We start from the raw sequence: 22,695 nt of genomic DNA on the forward strand, positions 1-22,695 counted from the left end.
ATAACCAATAAGCCTGGTACAAATACAAAATCCGGCAGAAACTACTGAGCGGATCATCCTTGAAGTCAGCCATAGCCATCCCTTGAGCATTGAGCCAGAAGCAGAACATCCCCCTTCTGCTTTGAATAACCCTCACTATTGCCGCTATTGCAAAGTCTTGAAGGTAAAATGACCTTAAAGACTATGGCGTGCGGCAACTGCAAGCTATTTAGGATAAGCATAGACAATGGATTGAAAAAAAGCGGGAAACTCTTGCCCTATGAGGAGATGGCGATTGAGCTGGCTTTGAATTATATGGATAGTCTAAGGGCCGGGACAATTACAGAGTAGAAGGGGATAGCCAAGGAAAGAAGCACAACTGAAATGGTTTGGAACCAGCATACCAGAGTCAGCCTGAGGCTTTCGTTACCTAGCATTTCAAACAATGAGATCAAATTATTTGATCTAAAAATGCTCACTATCCACATGTTTTTAAATGTTAAAATCGCAAAGCTCACACAGATAACTGATTTTTATTGAAATTGATTCACATAAGTTTAGCGCTGTTTGATGACTGAATTTGAGCGTAACCCGAAGACAAAGGAAGATACTCAGCCTGGACGTCACGCTATACCATGGCTCCCGTGCCTCAGTTCCAAAAAGAAACCCGACGAGGGTCGGGTTTCTTGAGATAGCTTAATGGTTCAAAGACAGCTGATTAGCGTGCCACGTACTCGCGGGCAATCTCAGCCGCCAGCTTGGCATTGTTATATACCAGCTCTATGTTGGCGGTCAGGCTGTGACCTTCGGTAATTTCGGCTACTTTGGCCAACAGGAACGGCGTTGAAGCCTTACCGCCTATGCCTTTCTCATCCATTTCAGCCACTGCGCGGGCGATGGCGCCATCGATCAGTGCTTTATCCAAAGCATGCTCGTGAGGAATTGGGTTGGCAATCACCATACCGCCCTTGAGCCCCATGTCCCACTTGGCTTTCATGGCGGCAGCCACTTCTACCGGCTGCTCCAAGCGATAGTCGACACCGAAGTCACTCTCGCGGGTATAGAAAGCCGGCAGTTTATCAGTTTGGAAACCAACGACAGGCACGCCTTGCGTTTCCAGATATTCACGGGTCAGGCCCAGATCCAAAATAGACTTGGCACCGGCGCAAACCACGGCCACATCTGTGTTGGCCAGCTCCTGCAAATCAGCAGAGATATCGAAAGTTTGCTGAGCGCCGCGGTGTACACCGCCGATACCGCCGGTAGCAAACACCTTAATACCGGCCATTGCGGCCAGGATCATGGTAGAAGCTACTGTGGTGGCACCGTCTGCACCTTTGGCAACAATAAAGGGAATGTCACGGCGACTGGTTTTGATAACGGCTTCACCGGCCTTGCCCAGGTAATTGATCTCTTCCTGGCTCATGCCCACTTTGAGGCGGCCCTTGAGAATGGCGATGGTTGCGGGTACAGCGCCATTATCACGGATGATCTGCTCCACCTTGAGCGCTGTCTCAACGTTCTGCGGATACGGCATACCATGGGAAATAATGGTCGATTCCAGCGCGACCACCGGCTTGCCTTGTTCCAGGGCTGCTTGAACTTCAGGATGAATATCCAGATACTGCTTCAGCATAACGACTCCTTGATAATACGGTTTACAGAGATTTCAGACATATTGGGGTTGATAGTTGCGATATGAGACAGCGCCAACCGGGCCGCGGCCATCGCAAATTCTGTGGTTTCCAGCAATGGCCACTGCTTGAGCCAACCGTGAGCCAATCCGGCCAGGAAGGCATCTCCGGCGCCATTGGCGTTGACCATTTCCACCTGCTTGGCGCTCACCATCTGTGACTCACCGCTATCGCTGACAAATACACCTTCACTGCCCATACTGAGGAAGATCCGCTTGACGCCCTGGTCATGGAACCAGTTAGCGATAGCGCTTAAGTCTTCTTTGCTGCGCATTTCGATGCCGGAGAGGTGCTCGGCTTCTTTGAGGTTGGGTTTGAGGGTGTGGATGGCGTTGAGGTAAGGCTTGATTTTCATCGCCTTGACACAGGAAACCGTGTCAATAAATACCGGAACTTGAGGGAAGTTGCTCAGCAGATAGGATAAGGCGGCTTCGGAAAGGTTGGTATCCAACACCAGAAGTTCGGCGCGGCGCAGCATATCTTCCAGCCCCTTGAGCACTTCAGGGCCCAATCTTTCCAAAATGGCCATGTCGTTGATGGCTACATGCATATCAGCGTCGCCATCCAGTACCGAAAGATAGGTGGAGGTCACCGCGTCTTCAAACTGCAAACTGTTGCCCATATCGACTCCGGCCTGACGACACTGGGCGGTGATCATTTCACCATAGGCGTCTTTGCCTACCGCCGTCACCAGTCGGGTATCTGAACCCAGACGAGCCAGGTTTTCAGCGATGTTGCGCCCAACACCGCCGGGTGAGCAACTGACGCTGCCGGGATTGGAATCCCCTACCCTGAGCTTGGAAGCCGGCCGGCCAAGAATATCCATATTGGCGCCGCCTATCACGACCGCAAAGGGATTCTCCGCCAAGATATACCCCTTGCCACGGATCACGCCTTTGTGAGTCAAGTTCATGATATGACCTGCGACTGCAGAGCGGGTTATGCCCAGCTGATCAGCAAGTTTTTGCTGCGGTATCAAAGGGTCAGCTTTAATAAGGGCCAGAATTTCGAGTTCACGTTCTGTCATTGGCGCTTTCCTGTGCAAACATTTGTTCTTGTGACAAACTTTTGTTTGCACAATAAACACTATGTCCGAGGCTGGCAAGCGGAATTTAACCCCTAATTACAACTTCGTGATCTACTCAGCAATTTTTAACAAGTCGAAGTTTTTATAAAAAATCCATCAATTCATATGGATACACTAAATCAATCAGGGCATGTCCTGTCATAAAAACAATAAAAGTGGTTGAAGTTAACCGCGGCAAGTTTGAGTGCAACATCTGTTGTATTGTCGTAAACGGCAGGGCTCAGTGTTGCTGAATAGCAGCCCTGCTTGTGCCACGTCTGTGCTAGTGATTGCAACGTCACCCACAAAGACAGGCTGCTCCGCTATTCGCCTGATGGCTTAAATGATAAGTAACTCAAAAGATTGAGTAGCTATAGGGACAAAGTTAATAGAGAAATACTGACCTGGAAAGCGAGAATGAAAGCGCCCTTGACTGAGCGCCTTATAGGGTGTGGAGAGCAGTCGTTATTGCACTGTTCAAAAGCAGGGCCGCGGACAAGCTAACGCCGCCCGCTGACAAAAGGATTGATAACATCACGCCTGAAAATGGTCAGATGCCCAGCTCTTTGAACAGATCGTCAGTGTCATCATCGGCATTGGCGGCCTTAACCCAAGGCGATTCCGGCGCTTTGCCCTGCGCCTGTTGATTGCCGTGGCGGGCCAACAACAAATCCGGATCAAACTCTTCATCGGTTTCAAACTCGGCCAGGCGGATAAACTCTGTCTTGTCCATGGCAAACTCAAGATAGAAGATATGGTTGTTTTCTGTCTTGAACGACACCCGGCGGGCTATAGGATCATCCAGGTTGGCATCGATAGAGATAGTCAGCTCCTTGTTGATGGTCAACATCTTTGGCTGGCTCTGACTGATGGACGTTTGCAGCTCCTTGGACACCTTACCGATAAAGTCCCCCAGCATCTGGTTCATCAATTCGCCCATCACATTGCCCACCTCGTCTGAGGTATGAGAGAAAGCCAACTCCTCCTCCGGCATGCCCATATGCAGCATGTAGCGGCGATAGATTTCCAACGCGGCGGCCGCTGAAAAGTTGATCACCACCAGGCCTGAGAAGCCACCATCAAAAATAGAGAAACACCCAACGTCCGGCTTGAGTCGGGTACGGGTTATCTTTTGCACTATACCTGCGTGGGACAGAGTGCTGGCGGTGGTAGCCGACAAGACATGGGTCACAGAGTGACAGAGTTTCAGCAAAATATCGTCCGAGCTAATGACTTGAGGTGTATTCATGAAGAGAGACCAATAATAGACATAAGGTTAATTCTGAGCCGATTTTGTTTAAAAATCAAAGTGAAAACAACAAATTAGCCCTTTACTTATGACATGTGTGATCCAACACATCTTAAGCTTTTGATATTAGAGCCGATATCCAGAATGCAGCCTCGAAGGCATGAGGCCTGTTTTCCCCTCTGTTGGCAAGATTTAGCGCGAACAATGAGCGCGATCAACAAAGCAATACACACAAGGTAAAAAGGTTTCACTTGGTTTTTCCATCGCGTTATAGTCGCTGCCAACTACCTAATAAGAAATAACAAAGGAGTACAAAATGGCATTACTCAGGAAGCTCACCATTCTTCAGCGCCTTATCCTTATGTTGGTTCTGGCCGCGATAGGCACCCTGTGTTTCGCCAGTTTTTCCATCAAAGAACAGTATGACAATCTGATAACCCAGAAATGGCTGCAAAATGATGCCCAGTTGAACACGGCCCTGTCTGTAGTTGCCGCACATCGCACTCAGGCACAGGCGGGTAAACTGACTCTCGAAGAGGCGCAACAGGAGTCGGCCGCCTTGATCGGTCAGATGCGTTATGGCCGTGAAGGCTACTTCATTCTGCTGTCGGATCAGGGCAAGATCATCGCCCACGGCGCCGAGCCTTCGCTGGTGGGTCAAGCCATTGCCGGTTATCGCATCAAAGACGGCAGCAATCCGCTGACCCAACTACAACAACAAGCCAAGGCCAATGGCACAGGCAAACTCAGCTATGAGATCCGCAACCCGGCCAGTGGCAATAGCGAAGAAAAGCTCACCGAATCCAGATATGACAAAGATTGGGGCTGGACCCTGCTGACCGGCACATATATCAGCGATGTCAACGCCACCATGAAGTCAGCCTCAATCGATTATCTGATCATTATGATGTTGATTTCCGCGCCGATTTTCATCTTCTTCCTGGTGCTCAATCAATCCATTACCGCACCGCTCAAGACCGCCATCGCCGCAATGGAGGATATTGCCCAAGGTGAAGGCGACCTCAGTAAAAGGCTCGAGGGTCAAGGCCGTGATGAAGTGGCTGCACTCGCCCGTGCCTTTAACAGTTTTGTAGAGAAGATAGGTAGAACCGTCAGCGAACTGCAACCACTTGGTGCATCGCTGGGCGAGGACGCCGAGCACCTGACAGTCGCAGTCAAAGAGTCCAACCACAGCGCCGATAACATCCACAGAGAAACCGCCAGCGTGGCTACCGCCGTGAATCAGATGCTGGCAACCACACAGGAGATGGCCAACAATACCCAGCAGGCTGCCGATGCCGCTTCCAGCGTCAAACAACAAGCCCTCAGCGGTAAAGAGACCATGGATGCAACACTGGCAAACTGCCAAGAGCTGGTGCGCGAACTGCAGGCTGCAGAAAATCTTACCGAAACCCTGGGTCAGGCTTCAGGCAGAATTGGCGGCATTCTCGACGTTATCCGCACCATTGCCGAACAAACCAACCTTTTGGCACTCAACGCCGCCATCGAAGCCGCCCGCGCCGGTACTCACGGCCGCGGCTTTGCGGTAGTGGCCGATGAAGTGCGCGCCCTTGCCAACCGCACTCAGGACTCCACCAACGAAATACACAAGCTGATCAGTGAAATTCAATCCGGTGTCAGCGCCGTTATGGAGAGTAACAGCCAAACACAGAGCCAATCCTCCGAGCTGCAAAAACAGGCCGAAGCGGCAGGCTCTGCCATGGATCAAATCCTTTCCCTGGTAGCGCAGATAAGCGATATGAATACCCAACTTGCCAGCGCTACCGAAGAGCAATCTTTGGTGACCGAAGAGATCAATCGCAATGTCAGCACCATTTCTGAGCTGACTCAAGTTTCAGTGCAAGCCAATGCCAGCAACCAAAGCGCGGCGATGTCGCTTGAGCAGATCAGCCAGAACATGCGCCGCACTCTGGGACAATTCAAGATCTAACATCTCGAGGGGCAGAACGTATTCTGCCCCTTTCTTATTGTGATAAGCTAAGGAAGGTGCAAATGAGTCCTCGTGGCACTCTGGTTTGCACAGCACTTGGCGTTCAAGGCATCTGACTGAAGGCATGCCGGGGCCTGTCGAAGTCGGATAACGCAGAGAGCCGGTTGCTGTGAAAACCCCGAAGGGCGTGGCTTACAGACCTGCCTGCTGTGTTTGCTTCTTGCAAAGGACTAGAGCCATTTGCGGCGAACCACGCCTTGCATCCAGGCCTGTAAGCCGACGCAGAGCACACATGGGACTTGTTCGCACCTTCCCGGAGTTTGCCGTACCCGGCAGGTGATACCGCAGCGGCGGCCATTAGGTCGCCCGGGCGAGAAAAGAGGTATTGGCTTTGCGCATGACATTGGCGGTCTATCCGCAGCTATTCACTATCCACAGTTTCAGCTCAGATACTCAGGTTCCGGCCGAGGTACTCAGCCAGCCGCTGTTTTTTATCGCCAAAACCCGCGAGGAACTCTCGGTTGTCGTCGATTGTAAACTGGAGCTCGATAGCCTGGAGCAGGAAGAAGACTGGCGTTGTCTTGAGCTTTTAGGGCCGCTCGGCTTTTCCATGACGGGTATCATGGCCAGAGTCTCGGCGACTCTCGCCGATGCCCATGTGAGTATTTTTACTGTTTCAACCTTCGATACCGACTATATACTGCTGAAGAAAGATAAGCTGGATACCGCCATTCGCGCCCTCAGGAAGCAGCAATATCAGGTTATTGAATATGGCAATTGACGGCTTGGTCGCCGGAGTATTGCAAAACGTCAGCCGTTACCGGATATTATTCAGTTAATTACATGAGTCAAAGAAGTCTATGTACGAAAAAACCGTCACTATTACCGCCAAACACGGGATCCATACCCGCCCTGCCGCACTGCTGGTAAAAGAGGCGAAACAGTACGATTGTGATGTGATGGTTGAGTGCCAGGGCAAACAAGCCAGTGCCAAGAGTCTGTTCAAGTTGCAGACACTGGGGCTCTATCAAGGCGTGTCTGTCAGAGTATTTGCCGAAGGTGAACAAGCTCGCGAAGCCGTTGAACGGGTGTCGGAACTGTTGATCACCTTAAGTTGAGAGGAACACTGATGCGCCTCGCCGGAATTGCAGTCTCATCGGGTATCGCCTTCGGAGAAGCGGTAGTTTACAACCCCTTTGACAACAGCATGGATTACCGCCTGCTGCCACTTGCCAAAATCCCTCAAGAGCTGAATAAGCTCACCCAGGCACTGCAGCGCTTGTGCCAGCAGTTACAGACCAGCCTGGATAAACTGACCGAAGATTCAGACAACTTCCAATTGGTGGAAGCCGATCTGCTGCTACTGGAAGATGCCGAACTTATTCAACAAATTCGCGAGTCCATCAGTGGGCTGCAGTTTTCAGCCACAGCAGCGGTAGAGCGGGTCTTTGCCCACCAGGCCAGTGAACTTGAAGCGTTGGAAGACCCTTACCTTGCAAACCGGGCCCAGGACGTACGTTGCCTTGGCAGACGACTTATCAGTAGTATCAACGGCGCCGATGCCGATGGCCTGGATAAACTCAAACATGACTCCATCTTGTTGGCCCAGGATCTGACACCGGCGGAATTTGCCCTGCTGCCCCTTGAACATATCAAAGGCATCATACTGAAGACCGGTGGCCTCACCAGCCACACGGCTATCCTGGCCCGTGCCGCCGGCATCCCCGCCCTGCTTTCCTGCAACTATCAAACAGGCAATATCAATGCCGGCGATCCGCTCATTCTGGATGCCAACCAAGGTGCCTTATTTGTTCGCCCGGAGCAAACCGAAGTCACAGAGCTTAAGCAGAGATTTGAGCGCGAGCAGGCAAGACGCAGCGCACTGGAGCAATACCGGGACAGACAGACCCAGACCCTGGACGGCAAACGCATAAGCCTAATGGCCAACGTGGGTAACCTCAATGAGATCTCCCGTCTGCCCCAGGTCGGCGCAGAAGGAATAGGTCTGTTTCGTACCGAATTCATGCTGATGGATGTCAGTTGCATTCCAGATGAAAAGGCTCAGTACAACCTTTATTGCGATGCCCTGCAGCTGCTCAACGGCCAGCCCTTCACCATACGCACTCTGGATATAGGTGCAGACAAGGAACTGCCTTGCCTGGATCAGGCAATAGAAGACAATCCTGCGCTTGGCATGCGCGGCGTGCGCTACACCCTTAAACATCATGAAATTCTGCAGACACAACTACGGGCCGTATTGCGCGCCGCCAATCATGGTCCGGTTCGGTTGATGCTGCCCATGGTTAATCAGGTTGAAGAGTTGGACGCCGTACTGGATATGCTGGAGCACTGCAAACAGCAGCTCAGCGAGGCCGAGAAAGGCTATGGAGAAATCACCCTCGGCATAGTGGTGGAAACCCCTGCCGCGGTTATGAACCTGCCAACGCTGCTGCCAAAGCTGGACTTTATCAGCATAGGTACCAATGACTTGACGCAATATGCCATGGCGGCGGACAGGACCAACCCTGAATTAACCCGGGATTATCCCTCATTTTCACCGGCGATCCTCAGGCTGATTGCCATGACAATAGCAGACGCCAAAGCGGCCAACATCAGGGTCTCTTTGTGCGGAGAGCTGGCAGGTGATCCGCGCATTGCGCCAATACTGATGGGCATGGGGCTGGACGAGTTGTCGGTCAACCCCGGCTCTGTGCTAGAAGTCAAAGCGGCGCTGTGCGAGGGTAACTTCAGTCAATTTGCAGACCAGGCCAAAAAAGCACTCGCCTGCACTCGATTGTCTGAATTGACATCCTTGATCTCCCTCTGTCATTAAGGCTGTTAATTCAGTATGCTAAGCAAAAATCCCCTTCCCCAACCTGAACGTTGTCGAGGGACTGTTTAACCGGAAACCAGAAGTCATCCGGAAACCAAAAACAAAAAGGACAAAACAACCCATGGGATTTTTAAGCCGGATCCGCCGCATGGTATCGGGGCAGCCCAACATAGAAGGCGGCATAAAAGTTTATGCCCCTATCAGTGGCGATATTGTTGCCATTGAAAAAGTCCCGGATGTGGTCTTCGCCGAAAAGATTGTCGGCGATGGCATCGCCATAGAGCCCAAAGGCCAGTTTATGCTGGCGCCGATTGACGGCACTATAGGCAAAATTTTTGAGACCAACCATGCTTTCAGCATAGAGTCGCCCCAAGGGTTGGAGCTGTTTGTTCACTTTGGCGTTGGTACCATAGAACTTAGAGGAAAAGGCTTCAAACGCCTGGCCCAGGAAGGCCAGGACGTTAAAGCCGGCGAACCTATACTGGAGTTTGACCTCGATTTTCTCAAAGATCAGGTCAACAGCCTGCTCACCCCTGTGGTGCTGGCGAATATGGAAGACGTTAAGTATCTGGAAAAACGCCAGGGTAGCGTCAGCGCCGGCAAAGATGTGATATTTACGGTTCAGGTTTAGATGGCTGGCAAACGGATAACGCTCAAGTGCATTATTTGTCCGAGTGCATTTGAGCTTCTCCAAGGCCACAAAAGCGCATCTGCCCCTTCCAGTACTGATAACCAAGTCTGCAAGCCATGGTAGAGCACCCATGAGACTTATTCGAACCAATCCTGAAGGCTCAACATTGCATCATCTTTCCGCTTATCTCACCTTTTAGTGATTGATTAACCCGAAAATGCTATTTATTGTCTATAAAACTCAGTATGTTAGACATAACAAATTCAAAGGTGGACGCTTGAGCTGATGCTGTTTTAAATTGCTTAAGAAGTTTTGCATCCGAACGTTAGCCATGTTGGTACGTAGCCTTTCCTGTGACAAAACGTGTTTTCATACAAGGGGCTGGACGCGCTTTTTATACCTCTTCGTTGCCGATTTAGACATAGCACTTTTCTCCAGACTATATGAGCATTGACATAGAAAATACCATGATTGACAAAACTGTTAGAGAAGAAATCCTTTCCAGGATAAAAAGGGCTGAAAAAGAACATGGGGTTCGGGTACTTTACGCCATTGAATCTGGTAGTCGAGCTTGGGGATTCGAGTCCCCCAACAGTGATTATGATGTGCGTTTCATATACGTCCATCCTAAAGATTGGTACCTAGCTGTTGACTTGGAAGATAAGAGAGATGTTATTGAATATCCCATTGTCGATGAAATTGATATCAATGGCTGGGATCTAAGAAAGGCATTAAAACTTTTTTCTAAATCTAATCCAGCATTTGTGGAGTGGCTGCAATCCCCCATCGTATATATCGAACGAGGTGTATTTGCTCAAGAAGCTCGAGCACTGCTTTCAAAGATCTATTCTATTGATAAGGGGATATACCATTACCGGAGCATGGCTAAGGCGAATTACCGAGGTTATCTCCGTGATGAAATGGTGCCAATTAAAAAGTACTTCTATGTATTGAGGCCATTGCTTTCGATTATGTGGTTGGAAAGGTACCAAAAGCCAGCGCCTATTGAATTTGAAAAACTTCGACAAATAGTCAGTGACAGAACTGAGTTAAATAGCCAGATATTACACTTACTTGAAAGAAAGAAGAGAAGTTTAGAGAAAGAGTTCGCACCACCTATACCAGAGATAAATGAATTTATTGAATTTGAGCTGAAACGATTGGAGTCTTTCTCAAATAATACAGAAAAAGGTGAACAGGCCATGGGTGAACTGAATGCATTATTCCATAAAGTACTGAGTTGACTTTTAGCTATCGAGTGAATTGCAGCCTGTCTCCCCCAGGTTAGAATCCCATATACCGTAAATTTGCGGGCTCACCTGCAAATTCAGCACAATACCCAGTACAAAACTTGACCGCCAACTATCTGTAAAATTGACAGTTTAGGACTTGAACATGACAGCAATCAGTGAAGAATACTATGTTTTATCAAATAACTATTCAAAGGTGAACTTCGTTGTCAATATGGAAGATGATCGAGAGTTTAGCTTGTTGATGGACAAGGAAATATCAACATCTACCCCAGTGAACTTTGAATGCGTTAGTTTAAAGAGTTTTGAAAGCATTGCGGCTCCATTTGATGTATCTGTCAATACAGAGATATTATTTGACTTGGACTTTCTTTCCACTCTATCTGGGTTGGAACTATATCAGACCTCTCTCGTTCCGGCTAAAATTATCAACAAAGACTATATATACCTTCACTGTTACAACATCATAAATATAGAAGAAGAACGTATAGGCTTCGATTTTAGCAAGTTATCCAATATACCGTTAGAGAAAAGGTTAGTCTTTAAACCTTCTTTGGGCGCTATTGTTGTTTTCTTTCACAAATCAATAATGGAAAAGCTTAATAGCGTTAAGGAAGTGCAATACGTTAAACATAAGAAAGCTTCCGATTGGTCTATAGAATGGGAAATGTCGTGATTCGTAGCAAGTTTACAACTGGCGATATAACTCATCTGGTTTACCATTGACCAAAAACTGATTTAATTTAAAGCAGAATTTAAAAGAATAAGTTGTATAGATACGTTTCTATTATCTGAAGGGTTCTCACCCTAAACTGCCCGCTTCAAGTGGTGCTTCCACGACAGCCTAGTCAGCTTATTGGTGACAGACTCAGGTTTGGGATCTGAATTCGGGGGGAAAGGTCAAAGTCATCCAGTTGACATACAGACATCAGGTTGGTTTTTCTCTTTTGTGGAAAGCCAAACCTCTTCCACTGACCCCGGTGGTCACTATGCCTTGGTCACACAAAGCGCCGGCGAGACGTATGAATTGCCCCATCAAGATAGCCCTTTTCATCGGTTTTGCCTTTGTTATACTCGCTGACAATCACGAACTATAAGCAATACAGAGAAACGGACTCGTCATGACAGATAGACTCTATGGGATTAAGAACTGCGACACGGTAAAAAAAGCACGAAAATGGTTGGAGGCCAAGGGCCAGCAAGTGACTTTTGTAGATTTTCGTGAGCAGGAACTTTCACAAGACACACTCAAGGCCTGGGTCGAGCGCATCGGCTGGGAGGCGGTGCTGAACAAACGCTCCACCAGTTTCCGTGCGCTGGATGACGCCGATAAGCAGGATATTGATAGTGCCAAGGCGATATCCCTGATGCTGGCCAATCCAACCCTTATCAAACGCCCTGTATTGACCCGGGGCCAAGATGTGATGACCGGTTTTAAAGAAGCCGACTACCAAGCGTGGTTCGGCCTATGAGTCAGCAAGTGCTTGAGCTTGCCAAGGAGTTGATCTCCAGGGCATCTGTTACCCCTCTGGATGAAGGCTGTCAGGCATTGATGGCCGAGCGACTCGCCAAACTGGGCTTTGCCAACGAGTCCATGGTGTTTGAAGATACCACCAATCTCTGGTCTCGCCGCGGTACTGAAGGACCGGTATTTTGTTTTGCCGGCCATACAGATGTGGTACCGCCGGGGGACTTGGCCAATTGGCATACTCCGCCCTTCGAGCCAGTGGTTATCGACGACTATCTTCACGGCCGCGGCGCCGCAGATATGAAAGGCTCGCTGGCGGCCATGGTGGTGGCCACCGAGCGTTTTGTGACCGCCCATCCGCACCATCAAGGCTCTATCGCTTTTCTGATCACCAGCGATGAAGAAGGCCCCTTTATCAACGGCACCACCCGGGTGATAGACACCCTGGAAGCGCGCAATGAAAAGATCACCTGGGCCTTGGTCGGTGAGCCATCCAGTACCCTCAAACTGGGCGATGTGGTCAAAAATGGCCGCCGCGGCAGCCTCACCGGCAATCTCGTCGTCAAGGGTATTCAAGGACATGTGGCCTACCCTCACCTGGCGGATAACCCAGTGCACAAGGCTGCGCCGGCGTTGGCCGAACTTGCCGCCATGCAGTGGGACAAAGGCAATGAGTTTTTCCCGCCGACCAGTTTTCAGATAGCCAATATCAACGGTGGCACCGGGGCGTCCAACGTGATCCCGGGTGAGCTTAAGGTAATGTTCAACTTCCGTTACTCCACCGAAGTCACCGCCGAAGAGCTGATTAAGCGGGTCGAGAATATCCTCGATGCCCATGGACTGAATTATGAGCTTGGCTGGATCTTTAATGGCCTGCCATTTTTGACCGGCGATGGCCCGCTGCTTGAAGCGACCCGCCAAGCGATTAAAGAGGTAACAGGCTCAGATACCGACCCGCAAACCTCGGGCGGCACTTCAGATGGGCGCTTTATTGCCCCTACCGGTGCTCAGGTAATAGAGCTGGGTCCGGTGAATGCCACCATTCATAAGGTTAATGAGTGCGTTAAAGTCGCGGATCTCGAGCTGTTGGCCCAGTGTTATCAGCGTATCCTGGAAAAACTGTTGTTGGAGTAAGTGATGGCAAGGGGCGATTTTCTCTACGGCCTTGAGACTGAAGCAGAGCCGCAAAGGACACTGGTTAGTCTAAGCGGCAGTGAAAGCGGTTCAGGCGCTGAAGTTTGGCTGGAAGCCGAGACGGCCAAGGCCTTTCTTGAGATGCAGGCCGCCGCCGAGCAAGATGGCATCGCCCTGGCCATCTGCTCGGGTTATCGCAGCTTTGAGCGTCAACTCGCGATTTGGAATGCCAAAGCCTCAGGGAAGCGCACTCTACTGGATAAAGACTCACTCCCTGTGGGTGACATCGGCGCGCTCAGTGATGATGAGTTAGTGGCGCTTATTTTGCTTTGGTCGGCGCTGCCTGGCGCCTCTCGCCACCACTGGGGGACGGACGTGGATCTATTCGACAGCGCCCAAATCAGCAAGCATGAACTCAAGTTAATTAACGCCGAGTATGAACCCCAGGGCCCTTGCTATGAATTGGACCTGTGGCTGGACGAGCGCGCCCTGGATTTTGGCTTCTACCGCCCTTTTCAGGCGGGACTCAGTGGCGTTAGCCCGGAGCGTTGGCATTTGAGTTTCCTGCCAAAGGCCAAAGGGTTTCTCGAGCAGTTTGATAGCGAGCGTCTGCGGCAAATACTCGACCACAGCGACGTCACACTCAAGCAAGGTTTGCTTCGGCGTTTGCCGGAACTGGTCGAGACTTATGTCAGGCGCGTTGCCCCCTATCCGGATGGTTTCAAATAAGTACCTTTGAAGTACGTTTGAAAAAGCGAGTTTAAATAAACATCATGCGATTTCGCGCTCAGATCCTAAGCCGGTAAACTTGAGGTATCCTGTGTCCCAAACAATAAATCCGGGATACCTTTCAACAATGACTGACTTCAATCAATATCGGCAGCAAATCGAACTCAGAGGCGAACCCCTCAGCTATCTGGATATAGGCCAGGGCCCTGTGCTGCTACTCGGCCACAGCTACCTTTGGGACGCCACCATGTGGCAACAGCAACTGCCTGTACTGGCGAAGCACTACCGCTGCATAGTGCCGGATCTCTGGGGCCATGGGCAGTCAGGCGCGATTCCAGCGCATACCGAGAGGCTGGCGGATATCGCCACCGATATGTTGACCTTGATGGATAAACTCAGCGTCGATGAATTCACTGTCATCGGCTTGTCGGTCGGCGCCATGTGGGGGGCCGAGCTGGTTCTGAAGGCGCCTTCAAGAGTCAAGGCGTTGGTGATGATGGGCAGCTTCCTCGGCTTTGAGCCCGAAGTTACCCGCAACAAATATATGGCCATGTTGGATGGCATCAGCCAATTGGGGCAAATTCCTGCGCCCATGGCCGAGCAGATAGCACCTATGTTTTTTGCCGTAACCACAGCAAGTCTACGGCCGCAACTGCTGAGTGATTTCGCCAGCGCCCTGCAAAGTATTTCACCAGAGCGTATCCCTGATACCGTCGCCATGGGCAAACTGATTTTCAATCGCCGTGACGCCATGGAAGATGCCGATAACTTGACCCTGCCCTGTTTAATCATGTCAGGAGTAGAAGACACGGCGCGCACTGTACTGGAATCCTTTTTAATGGTCGATGCCATAGACGGCGCCGAGATGGTGCAGATACCGGCGGCTGGCCATATTTCTGTGTTGGAACAGGGCGATTTTATCAACCAAGCCCTGCTGACGTTTCTTGAAAAGCATCACTGAAATCCGGCCGCGATGGATAGACCAGCGCGGCTTTATTTTCTGATACACTGCCGGAAATAAACCGGACACTGTGGTGTTCCCATAAGCTATTTTGTGAGCCTGAATGAAAATACTGAAACCGCTTTTTGAAAACAACCGCCGCTGGGCAGCCAGAATAAGCACAGAAAACCCACAGTTTTTCGAGCAACTGGCCAAACAGCAAAACCCCGAATATCTCTGGATAGGTTGTTCCGACAGCCGGGTACCCTCCAACCAGATCATAGATCTGATGCCGGGAGAAGTATTTGTACATCGCAATATCGCCAACATGGTGATCCACACAGATCTCAACTGTTTGTCTGTTCTGCAATATGCGGTCGATGTCCTCAAGGTGAAACATATCATGGTGGTGGGCCACTACGGCTGCGGCGGCGTCAGGGCCGCCATGGGTACCGACAGACTCGGGCTTATCGACAACTGGCTGGGGCATCTCAGGGATATCTACCGCCTGCACCATCAGGAGCTTGAACACCTCAATGACAAGCAGAAGTTTGACCGCCTCTGTGAGCTCAATGTGATTGAGCAGGTCGCCAATGTCACCAGCAGCAACATAGTCCAGGAAGCCTGGGCCAAGGGACAAAATCTGTCGATACACGGCTGGATATATGGAATAGACAATGGGCTTTTGACCGATCTTGACGTCACAGTGGATGGCGGACATCAAAGGGTGGAATGATCCAAACAGACAAGGGGCGCAGCAGCGCCCCTTGCTTTATCGGTGAAATTTTACGCAGTTGGATTTTTTCCGAAAGAAAGCATCGCAGTATGTTGGCCACCCCGTTATAATTCTGCAGTTAACACGGGTGCTCAGTCATCCGGTCACCCGGCGCATTTCGCGTGACAGCCTTATGGCATAAGGCCTTTTCTGGCGTGACCCTCCCAGAGCACAACACTATCTAAGGAGACACCTTCCATGCCCGGTTTTGAATTGTTTGGTCCTGAAGAAAAACAGGAAGTAGCAGACGTCATGGAGAACGGATTCACCTTCCGTTACAACTTTGATGCCATGCGTAATGATCGCTGGAAAACCCGCGATATGGAGCAGCTCTTATGTGACAAGATGAATGTCAAGCATGCTCACCTGCTCTCCAGCGGTACTGCCGCCCTGCAAACCGCGCTGGCCGCCGCCGGTATCGGCGCCGGGGATGAAGTGATTGTTCCTCCTTTCACCTTTGTCGCTTCTGTTGAGGCAGTATTCATGGCCGGCGCCATTCCGGTATTTGCCGAAATCGATGAGACTCTGTGTCTGTCTCCAGAAGGAATTGAAGCCGCTATAACCCCTCGCACCAAGGCAGTAAACCTGGTACACATGTGCGGTTCCATGGCCAAGATGGACGAAATCAAAGCCATCTGTGAAAAACACAATCTGGTACTGCTGGAAGATGCCTGTCAGGCTATCGGCGGCAGCTACAAAGGTCAGGCACTGGGCACCATAGGTGCTGTGGGTTGTTTCTCTTTCGACTCGGTTAAAACCATCACCTGTGGTGAAGGTGGCGCTGTGATCACCAATGATGAAACCATCTACAACCACGCCCACATGTTCTCTGACCACGGCCATGATCATATAGGTAATGACCGCGGCGCCGAGTCTCACCCTATTATGGGCCTCAACTTCCGTATCAGCGAGATGAACGCCGCCCTGGGTCTGGCTCAGCTGCGCAAACTGGACACCATAGTGGAGATCCAGCGTCGCAACAAAAAGCTTATCAAAGACGCCATGGCCGATATTGAAGAAGTTACTTTCCGCGAAATTCCGGATCCTGAAGGCGACAGCGCCGGTTTCCTCAGCTTTATGCTGCCAACCGAGCAGCGCACTCAGGAAGTCAGCAAGGCGCTCTCCGCCAACGGTGTAGACGGTTGCTTCTACTGGTATGTCAACAACTGGCACTACCTGAAGAACTGGCATCACATTCAGCAGCTCAAGAGCCCTGCTGCCCTGCCGATCACATTAATCGAAGATCGTCCGGATTATACTAAGGTTTCTGTGCCCAAATCTGACGCTATCATGAGCCGGACCATTTCCATGCTAATCAAGCTGTCCTGGACTGAAGAACAGATTGCCGAGCGCATTGCCAACATCAAGAAAGCATTTGCCCAATAACCTAAAGGGAGCTGGTTGCTATGAGTTTCAAGAATTTTAAAGTCGTCCCCAAAATGATCTTTGGTCGCGGTTCTTTTGTCCAACTGGATGAAGTGCTGGCCGCCGAGCGCAAAGAAGCCAACGATTTCGTGGTTTTCGTAGTGGATGACGTTCACAAGGGCAAACCACTGGAAGGCCGTTTGCCTTTGAAAGAGCAAGATTTCTTGCTGTGGGTCAATGTCGATGATGAGCCAACCACAGAGCAGGTTGACAGCCTTACTGAACAGGTTCAGGCATTCAACAGCAAACTGCCTGTGAGCGTAGTCGGTCTTGGCGGCGGCGCCACCATGGATCTGGCCAAAGCCGTATCTTTGATGCTGACCAACCCAGGCGGTTCTGCCAAGTATCAAGGCTGGGATCTGATCAAGAACCCTGCGATTCACCATATCGGTATCCCTACCATTTCCGGTACAGGTGCCGAAGCTTCACGTACTGCGGTGCTGTGCGGCCCTGAGCGTAAACTGGGTCTGAACTCTGACTACACAGTATTCGATCAGATCATCATGGACTCCGAGCTGATTGCCGGCGTACCCACAGACCAATGGTTCTACACAGGTATGGACTGCTATATCCACTGTGTTGAGTCTCTGCAAGGTACCTTCCTGAACGAGTTCTCACGCGCCTACGCCGAGAAGTCCATGGATATGTGCCGTGAAGTCTTCCTGGGCGATCACCCTGAGAAAGACGACAAGCTGATGATGGCCTCTTTCATGGGCGGTATGAGTATCGCCTATAGCCAGGTAGGTGCCTGTCATGCGGTTTCTTACGGTCTGTCTTATATCCTGGGTTATCACCACGGTATTGGTAACTGTATCGCCTTCGACGTACTGGAAGAATTCTACCCTGAAGGGGTTGAAGAGTTTCGCGCCATGATGAAGAAGCACAACATCCAGTTGCCTAAAAACATCTGTAAAGATCTGCCGGACGAAACCATTGCCGCCATGGTTAAAGTCACCAAGAGCATGGGTCCTTTGTGGGCCAACGTCTATGGTGACAGCTGGCAGGAAAAAGTCACCGATGAGATGCTGACCAAGCTGTTCCGTCGTATCTAAGCCGGTAAATGACTGCTATGATTAGGGCTCTTTATGAGCCCTTTCTTCTTGAATACTAGGAAAATTGAATGAAAGTCACCCTGTTGATCCCTGCACGCTATGGTTCCAGCCGCTTTCCCGGCAAACCTCTGGCACCGATTAACGGTAAACCTATGATCCAGCACGTTTATGAGCGCGCCGGACTGGCCAAAGGGTTGGATAACATCTATGTGGCAACCGATGATGTACGCATCAAGGACGCTGTAGAGGCCTTTGGCGGGAATGTTGTGATGACCGGCGCCGAAGCGGCCTCCGGCACCGACAGGATTAACGATGCCATTACCCAATTGGGGTTGGCGGATGACGATCTGGTGATCAACCTGCAAGGGGATCAACCCCTGATCGATCCCATCTCCATAGAGCAGATCATCAGTCTGTTCCAGCGTCATCCCGGTGAGTTTGAAATGGCCACCCTCGGCTATCAGATCACCGAAGAGGAAGAGCTGGACGATCCCAAGCATGTGAAGATGGTGTTCGACAACGAATTCTATGCGCTTTATTTCTCCCGCGCTCGGATACCATTCGGCCGTGATGTCAGTGACTACCCTGTCTATAAGCATCTTGGGGTTTATGCCTACACCCGTCGTTTTGTCGAAACCTTTGCCAAGCTGCCTTTGGGCAGACTGGAAGATCTGGAAAAACTGGAGCAACTGCGAGCCCTGGAATATGGTCACAAGATCAAGGTGGCCATCAGCGCATTTGACTCGCCAGAGGTAGATACACCTGAAGATATCCGCCGCTGTGAACAGCGTCTGGCCGTAGACTGAAGCAGGTAGCAAGAGATGGAAATGTCATCTTTGGAAGTCTGGTTGATCATCATTTTGGTGATAGGCGTTATTGCCAGCAACCTGGCGGTGCTCAAGTACAGTGCCAAGTTCAAAATGCCGCAATTTGGCCAGCACAGTAAAGACAAGCAGATAAAGCGTAAGGGTGAAGCCGCTGGCAACACGGATAAAGCCCCGAGCTCCCAGGCTGATGGAAAACATCAGGACAAAAACAAAGACTGACACAAAAAAGGCGCCATTGGCGCCTTTTCCATCTCTACTTAAACCTAGACTTGAACAGGGCTTAGGCTCAATAAAACTGCACATCGGAAACCCGGGTCAACCGGACACCATCAACCACCATCTGCCAGTCGCTTCCGACCCTGTGTGGCGGCTCTGACACTTCAAAACGACTGGAAATAAAACCGATCCCCACTTCAAAGTCGTTACCATCAAACTTCTGGATACCACCACTTATCGAGGTGCGGCTGTTGCCATCATAACGCTGATACTCCACAGAGCCATCGTGCTGAATAAGCAGATACATGTCAGCACTCTGCCACTCTCCGGCATACTCGGCCTTGTCCAGCGGCAAGGGCTGGCCGCAACCACCAAGGAGCCAGGCAAAAGCCAAAACCAGCATATATCTGAGACCGGAACATAGCCCGCTCAGTTTGCTGGCTTTAGATGAGTAAACAGATGAAGGAATTACCGCTGAGTCGTACATGACAAAACTCCTTTTAATCAGATCCTGAAACGATTAGTGACGAAAGCCGCTGGCGAAAAAGGTGTTTCCACAGACAGGGCAAGACATTTTAATGGGTAACGGCTGAAATCCAAGTAAAACCATGATGCAGAGCCCAACTGGTACTGCTAACCAGTTGCTGGCAAAATGAGAAATGATCTTGGCTTCAGTGATATGGTTGGCTTGGGGCTGAAACGAACATGCCGGACAATGACAGGCGTTGTAATGCTTGATGATGCGCTCAAGTCTCACAAAAGGCTCCTCCCTGAGTCATACAGCTTATTTATCGGCAGCCGTTGCAGCAACAACAGAACTGACCAATAAAAACCAATCGCCTACCCTTTCCAAATCAAGCTACCCTAAAGCCAATAACAGTGCAAGCCAGCCTAAAGGACTAAAATTGTTGATTTTGTTGCCTATAAAAACACCGGAGCAAAGAAAAGGCTACCTCGGGTAGCCTTATTCATTCACTGCCAGATGCTCACAACGCCGCGATGGCTTCCTGGCATAGCCTGGTGATCCTGGCCCAGTCGCCTTGCTCCATCGCTTCCACCGGGGCAATCCAGCTGCCACCGATACAATCGACATTCCCCAGCGCCAGGTAGTCTTTGTAGCTGCTCGGGGTGATCCCGCCGGTTGGGCAGAAACGGACATCGGCCAGTGGACCACTGAAAGCCTTGAGCGCATTGACCCCGCCTGAAGCCTCTGCCGGGAAGAACTTGAAGTGGGTATAGCCCAGACCCAGCCCCACCATGACTTCGGAGATACTGGCCACCCCCGGAATAAGCGGGATCTTACCGGCTTTACCTGCCTTGAGCAGTTCCACAGTCGCCCCCGGGGTGATGGCAAACTGAGCGCCGGCCTCTGCCGCCTGCGCCAATTGCGCTTCATTCAGTATGGTGCCGGCACCGACCAAGGCTTCCGGTACCTCGGCAGCTATCCGCCCTATGGCCTCGAGGGCACAATCGGTACGCAGCGTCACTTCCAGTACCCGAATGCCACCGGCAACCAGGGCCTTGGCCAGGGGCACCGCATGTTCAATCTTGTTGATAACCATTACCGGAATGATCGGGCTCAGTTTAAATATGTCCTGAGGTTGCAAGGACCAGTTATTCTCAAGCATGTACTTTATTCCTTAATGATTAGTAATAGTCATCTATGGCACTGGTACTGCGAGCACCGGTTTCAGGGCTGCTGAGATTGGCGCGCAGCGCACTGAACAGCTCACGGCCCATGCCGTAACGCACACTTCTCAATTCCACTTTATCGGCACTTCTTGCGGCCAGTTGCTGCTCATCGACCAGCAGACTGAGTTCGCCCTTTTCGGCATCGACCCGCACCAAATCACCGCTGTGCACCTTGGCTATCATACCGCCATCGAGCGCTTCCGGCGTCAGGTGAATGGCCGCCGGCACCTTGCCTGAGGCTCCTGACATACGGCCATCGGTCACCAGGGCAACTTTAAAGCCCCTGTCCTGCAAAGTCCCGAGAATAGGCGTCAGCTTATGCAGCTCAGGCATGCCGTTGGCCTTGGGGCCTTGCCCCTTGACCACCACCACGCAGTCCTTATCCAGTTGACCACTGGTAAAGAGCTCATTGAGTTGGTTCTGATCGTCGATAACCACAGCAGGTGCTTCCACCACTCTGTGTTGCTCCTGCACCGCAGAAACCTTGATAACCGCCCGGCCCAGATTGCCCTTGAGCAGCTTAAGACCGCCGTTGCTCTGAAACGGCTCGACCACTGAAGTCAGCACTTCGCTGTCCAGACTTTCGGTCGGGCCATCCACCCAGCTGAGCTCGCCATTGAGCAACTTGGGCTCCTTGGTGTAACGCTCAAGACCAAAGCCGGCCACTGTGTTGACGTCTTGATGCAGTAAACCGGCATCCAGCAACTGCCGCACCAGATAAGCCATCCCACCGGCAGCATGAAAATGGTTGATGTCGGCATGGCCGTTGGGATAAACCCTGGCCACCAGCGGCACTACATCCGACAGTTCGGAGAAATCGTCCCAGTTGACTATGATGCCGGCCGCACGGGCCGCCGCCACTATGTGCATGGTGAGATTGGTCGAACCGCCGGTGGCCAGCAGAGCCACTATGCCGTTGACTATCGACTTTTCACAAACCAGCTCGCCTATGGGGCTATATTGGCTGCCAAGTTCGGTCAGACGGCACACCTGTTTGGCGGCCGCTTTATTGAGCGCCTCACGCAAAGGGTCGTCCGGATTAACAAATGAGGAGCCGGGTAACTGCAGCCCCATGACTTCCAGCATCAACTGGTTGCTGTTGGCCGTACCGTAGAAGGTACAGGTTCCTGCGCTGTGATAGGACTTGGACTCGGCTTCGAGCAAGGCGGCTCTATCGACCTTGCCTTCAGCAAACTGTTGGCGAATACGGGCTTTTTCCTTGTTGGGGATCCCGGACTTCATCGGTCCCGCCGGCACAAACAACATGGGCAGATGACCAAAGCTCAGGGCGCCAATCAGTAGCCCAGGGACTATCTTGTCACAAATACCCAGCAGCAAGGCACCATCAAACATATTGTGGGACAGGCCAACAGCGGTAGCCATGGCAATCACTTCACGGCTCAGCAGGCTGAGCTCCATTCCGGGTTGGCCCTGGGTAACACCGTCACACATGGCCGGTACACCGCCTGCCACCTGAGCAACGCTGCCCACTTCATTGCAGGCCTGTTTCAGCAATTCAGGATAGTGTTCATAGGGTTGGTGCGCCGAAAGCATGTCATTGAATGCTGTTACTATGCCTATGTTGGCCTTGGTCAGCTGGCGCAGGCTGTCTTTATCGGCCGGCTGACAAGCGGCAAACCCATGGGCCAGATTGCCGCAGCTCAAGCTGCTGCGGTGCACGCCCTTGGCCCTGGCTTCGGCCAATGCCGCCAGGTACTTGCCCCTGTGCTCTTGGCTGCGGGCAATAATCCTGTCTGTTACGGCTTGAACTCTTGGGTGCATCT

General features: G+C 51.2%; 23 protein-coding genes. 16 read left to right on the forward strand and 7 right to left on the reverse strand.

The window, feature by feature from the left end:
- Window positions 1–697: 697 nt before the first annotated feature.
- From ACWAU4_RS11915 to ACWAU4_RS11925, 3 genes are all read right to left on the reverse strand, one after another.
- Entirely contained in the window at window positions 698–1,615 is a 918-nt protein-coding gene (locus ACWAU4_RS11915) for a pseudouridine-5'-phosphate glycosidase (protein WP_025010261.1), read from the reverse strand.
- Window positions 1,609–2,700 (reverse strand): PfkB family carbohydrate kinase, encoded by a 1,092-nt coding sequence (locus ACWAU4_RS11920; RefSeq protein ID WP_101058727.1) that lies wholly within the window; start codon window positions 2,698–2,700, stop codon window positions 1,609–1,611. The genes ACWAU4_RS11915 and ACWAU4_RS11920 overlap by 7 nt, the downstream gene beginning before the upstream one ends.
- Before the next feature lie 589 nt (window positions 2,701–3,289).
- Window positions 3,290–3,988, reverse strand: a complete 699-nt coding sequence (locus ACWAU4_RS11925; RefSeq protein ID WP_025010259.1) for a DUF3334 family protein — start codon at window positions 3,986–3,988, stop codon at window positions 3,290–3,292.
- 316 nt (window positions 3,989–4,304) lie between these two features.
- Here ACWAU4_RS11925 and ACWAU4_RS11930 point away from each other — a divergent pair, with 316 nt between their 5' ends.
- The 16 genes from ACWAU4_RS11930 to ACWAU4_RS12005 all read left to right on the forward strand — a co-directional run bounded on the left by ACWAU4_RS11930 (window position 4,305) and on the right by ACWAU4_RS12005 (window position 19,222).
- Window positions 4,305–5,939: a methyl-accepting chemotaxis protein gene (locus tag ACWAU4_RS11930; protein WP_208124774.1), complete on the forward strand. Its 1,635-nt coding sequence runs from the start codon at window positions 4,305–4,307 to the stop codon at window positions 5,937–5,939.
- A gap of 391 nt (window positions 5,940–6,330) precedes the next feature.
- Window positions 6,331–6,720, forward strand: coding sequence for an ACT domain-containing protein (locus ACWAU4_RS11935; RefSeq protein WP_025010258.1), 390 nt, complete (start codon window positions 6,331–6,333; stop codon window positions 6,718–6,720).
- Window positions 6,721–6,799: 79 nt separating this feature from the next.
- Window positions 6,800–7,057 carry an HPr family phosphocarrier protein gene (locus ACWAU4_RS11940; RefSeq protein WP_028779985.1) on the forward strand — a complete coding sequence of 86 codons (258 nt, stop codon included), beginning with the start codon at window positions 6,800–6,802 and terminating at the stop codon, window positions 7,055–7,057.
- Window positions 7,058–7,068: 11 nt separating this feature from the next.
- A complete protein-coding gene (gene ptsP / locus ACWAU4_RS11945; protein ID WP_208124775.1) occupies window positions 7,069–8,772 on the forward strand; it encodes a phosphoenolpyruvate--protein phosphotransferase in 1,704 nt (567 codons plus the stop codon).
- Between the two features lie 121 nt (window positions 8,773–8,893).
- Complete coding sequence (crr, locus tag ACWAU4_RS11950) at window positions 8,894–9,403, forward strand: PTS glucose transporter subunit IIA (protein WP_025010257.1); 510 nt, start codon at window positions 8,894–8,896, stop codon at window positions 9,401–9,403.
- 467 nt (window positions 9,404–9,870) lie between these two features.
- Entirely contained in the window at window positions 9,871–10,647 is a 777-nt protein-coding gene (locus ACWAU4_RS11955) for a nucleotidyltransferase domain-containing protein (RefSeq protein ID WP_045282874.1), read from the forward strand.
- Between the two features lie 151 nt (window positions 10,648–10,798).
- Window positions 10,799–11,329, forward strand: a complete 531-nt coding sequence (locus tag ACWAU4_RS11960) for a hypothetical protein (protein WP_107004880.1) — start codon at window positions 10,799–10,801, stop codon at window positions 11,327–11,329.
- Window positions 11,330–11,774: 445 nt separating this feature from the next.
- Window positions 11,775–12,125 (forward strand): ArsC family reductase, encoded by a 351-nt coding sequence (locus ACWAU4_RS11965; RefSeq protein ID WP_025010255.1) that lies wholly within the window; start codon window positions 11,775–11,777, stop codon window positions 12,123–12,125.
- Entirely contained in the window at window positions 12,122–13,255 is a 1,134-nt protein-coding gene (dapE, locus tag ACWAU4_RS11970; protein ID WP_045282876.1) for a succinyl-diaminopimelate desuccinylase, read from the forward strand. The genes ACWAU4_RS11965 and dapE overlap by 4 nt, the downstream gene beginning before the upstream one ends.
- 3 nt (window positions 13,256–13,258) lie before the next feature.
- The gene (locus ACWAU4_RS11975; protein ID WP_208124776.1) at window positions 13,259–13,984 is read left to right on the forward strand and encodes a M15 family metallopeptidase; all 726 of its coding nucleotides are present in this window, start codon (window positions 13,259–13,261) and stop codon (window positions 13,982–13,984) included.
- Window positions 13,985–14,111: 127 nt separating this feature from the next.
- Entirely contained in the window at window positions 14,112–14,945 is an 834-nt protein-coding gene (locus ACWAU4_RS11980; protein ID WP_208124777.1) for an alpha/beta fold hydrolase, read from the forward strand.
- A gap of 103 nt (window positions 14,946–15,048) precedes the next feature.
- A complete protein-coding gene (gene can, locus ACWAU4_RS11985) occupies window positions 15,049–15,660 on the forward strand; it encodes a carbonate dehydratase (RefSeq protein WP_044734561.1) in 612 nt (203 codons plus the stop codon).
- A gap of 237 nt (window positions 15,661–15,897) precedes the next feature.
- Complete coding sequence (gene kdnA / locus ACWAU4_RS11990) at window positions 15,898–17,085, forward strand: 8-amino-3,8-dideoxy-alpha-D-manno-octulosonate transaminase KdnA (protein WP_025890027.1); 1,188 nt, start codon at window positions 15,898–15,900, stop codon at window positions 17,083–17,085.
- Between the two features lie 20 nt (window positions 17,086–17,105).
- Window positions 17,106–18,176, forward strand: coding sequence for a 3-deoxy-alpha-D-manno-octulosonate 8-oxidase KdnB (gene kdnB / locus ACWAU4_RS11995; protein ID WP_025890026.1), 1,071 nt, complete (start codon window positions 17,106–17,108; stop codon window positions 18,174–18,176).
- Between the two features lie 68 nt (window positions 18,177–18,244).
- On the forward strand, window positions 18,245–18,982 hold the full coding sequence (kdsB, locus tag ACWAU4_RS12000; protein WP_025010251.1) for an 8-amino-3,8-dideoxy-manno-octulosonate cytidylyltransferase KdsB: 738 nt from the start codon (window positions 18,245–18,247) through the stop codon (window positions 18,980–18,982).
- 21 nt (window positions 18,983–19,003) lie between these two features.
- On the forward strand, window positions 19,004–19,222 hold the full coding sequence (locus ACWAU4_RS12005) for a DUF2897 family protein (protein WP_025010250.1): 219 nt from the start codon (window positions 19,004–19,006) through the stop codon (window positions 19,220–19,222).
- A gap of 67 nt (window positions 19,223–19,289) precedes the next feature.
- Here ACWAU4_RS12005 and ACWAU4_RS12010 read toward each other — a convergent pair whose 3' ends face one another.
- From ACWAU4_RS12010 to edd, 4 genes are all read right to left on the reverse strand, one after another.
- Window positions 19,290–19,706, reverse strand: coding sequence for a hypothetical protein (locus ACWAU4_RS12010; RefSeq protein ID WP_025010249.1), 417 nt, complete (start codon window positions 19,704–19,706; stop codon window positions 19,290–19,292).
- 33 nt (window positions 19,707–19,739) lie between these two features.
- The gene (locus tag ACWAU4_RS12015; RefSeq protein WP_208124778.1) at window positions 19,740–19,976 is read right to left on the reverse strand and encodes a hypothetical protein; all 237 of its coding nucleotides are present in this window, start codon (window positions 19,974–19,976) and stop codon (window positions 19,740–19,742) included.
- Window positions 19,977–20,205: 229 nt separating this feature from the next.
- Complete coding sequence (locus tag ACWAU4_RS12020; RefSeq protein ID WP_096141904.1) at window positions 20,206–20,847, reverse strand: bifunctional 4-hydroxy-2-oxoglutarate aldolase/2-dehydro-3-deoxy-phosphogluconate aldolase; 642 nt, start codon at window positions 20,845–20,847, stop codon at window positions 20,206–20,208.
- 19 nt (window positions 20,848–20,866) lie between these two features.
- Entirely contained in the window at window positions 20,867–22,693 is a 1,827-nt protein-coding gene (edd, locus tag ACWAU4_RS12025; protein WP_208124779.1) for a phosphogluconate dehydratase, read from the reverse strand.
- Between the last annotated feature and the right edge of the window lie 2 nt (window positions 22,694–22,695).

The sequence above is a fragment of the Shewanella sp. FeAMO genome, from assembly GCF_053653955.1.

Excerpts from the sequence above, each read along its gene's own strand:
- ACWAU4_RS11975 (WP_208124776.1), top strand. The coding sequence starts at position 13,259 with ATGGCAAGGGGCGATTTTCTCTACGGCCTTGAGACTGAAGCAGAGCCG.
- kdsB (WP_025010251.1), top strand. The coding sequence starts at position 18,245 with ATGAAAGTCACCCTGTTGATCCCTGCACGCTATGGTTCCAGCCGCTTT.
- can (WP_044734561.1), top strand. The coding sequence starts at position 15,049 with ATGAAAATACTGAAACCGCTTTTTGAAAACAACCGCCGCTGGGCAGCC.
- ACWAU4_RS11925 (WP_025010259.1), bottom strand. The coding sequence starts at position 3,988 with ATGAATACACCTCAAGTCATTAGCTCGGACGATATTTTGCTGAAACTC.
- ACWAU4_RS11955 (WP_045282874.1), top strand. The coding sequence starts at position 9,871 with ATGATTGACAAAACTGTTAGAGAAGAAATCCTTTCCAGGATAAAAAGG.
- ACWAU4_RS11965 (WP_025010255.1), top strand. The coding sequence starts at position 11,775 with ATGACAGATAGACTCTATGGGATTAAGAACTGCGACACGGTAAAAAAA.
- ACWAU4_RS11920 (WP_101058727.1), bottom strand. The coding sequence starts at position 2,700 with ATGACAGAACGTGAACTCGAAATTCTGGCCCTTATTAAAGCTGACCCT.
- ACWAU4_RS11930 (WP_208124774.1), top strand. The coding sequence starts at position 4,305 with ATGGCATTACTCAGGAAGCTCACCATTCTTCAGCGCCTTATCCTTATG.
- dapE (WP_045282876.1), top strand. The coding sequence starts at position 12,122 with ATGAGTCAGCAAGTGCTTGAGCTTGCCAAGGAGTTGATCTCCAGGGCA.
- ptsP (WP_208124775.1), top strand. The coding sequence starts at position 7,069 with ATGCGCCTCGCCGGAATTGCAGTCTCATCGGGTATCGCCTTCGGAGAA.
- ACWAU4_RS11980 (WP_208124777.1), top strand. The coding sequence starts at position 14,112 with ATGACTGACTTCAATCAATATCGGCAGCAAATCGAACTCAGAGGCGAA.
- ACWAU4_RS11960 (WP_107004880.1), top strand. The coding sequence starts at position 10,799 with ATGACAGCAATCAGTGAAGAATACTATGTTTTATCAAATAACTATTCA.
- ACWAU4_RS12010 (WP_025010249.1), bottom strand. The coding sequence starts at position 19,706 with ATGTACGACTCAGCGGTAATTCCTTCATCTGTTTACTCATCTAAAGCC.
- ACWAU4_RS11915 (WP_025010261.1), bottom strand. The coding sequence starts at position 1,615 with ATGCTGAAGCAGTATCTGGATATTCATCCTGAAGTTCAAGCAGCCCTG.
- ACWAU4_RS12005 (WP_025010250.1), top strand. The coding sequence starts at position 19,004 with ATGTCATCTTTGGAAGTCTGGTTGATCATCATTTTGGTGATAGGCGTT.
- ACWAU4_RS11940 (WP_028779985.1), top strand. The coding sequence starts at position 6,800 with ATGTACGAAAAAACCGTCACTATTACCGCCAAACACGGGATCCATACC.
- crr (WP_025010257.1), top strand. The coding sequence starts at position 8,894 with ATGGGATTTTTAAGCCGGATCCGCCGCATGGTATCGGGGCAGCCCAAC.
- kdnB (WP_025890026.1), top strand. The coding sequence starts at position 17,106 with ATGAGTTTCAAGAATTTTAAAGTCGTCCCCAAAATGATCTTTGGTCGC.
- kdnA (WP_025890027.1), top strand. The coding sequence starts at position 15,898 with ATGCCCGGTTTTGAATTGTTTGGTCCTGAAGAAAAACAGGAAGTAGCA.
- edd (WP_208124779.1), bottom strand. The coding sequence starts at position 22,693 with ATGCACCCAAGAGTTCAAGCCGTAACAGACAGGATTATTGCCCGCAGC.
- ACWAU4_RS12020 (WP_096141904.1), bottom strand. The coding sequence starts at position 20,847 with ATGCTTGAGAATAACTGGTCCTTGCAACCTCAGGACATATTTAAACTG.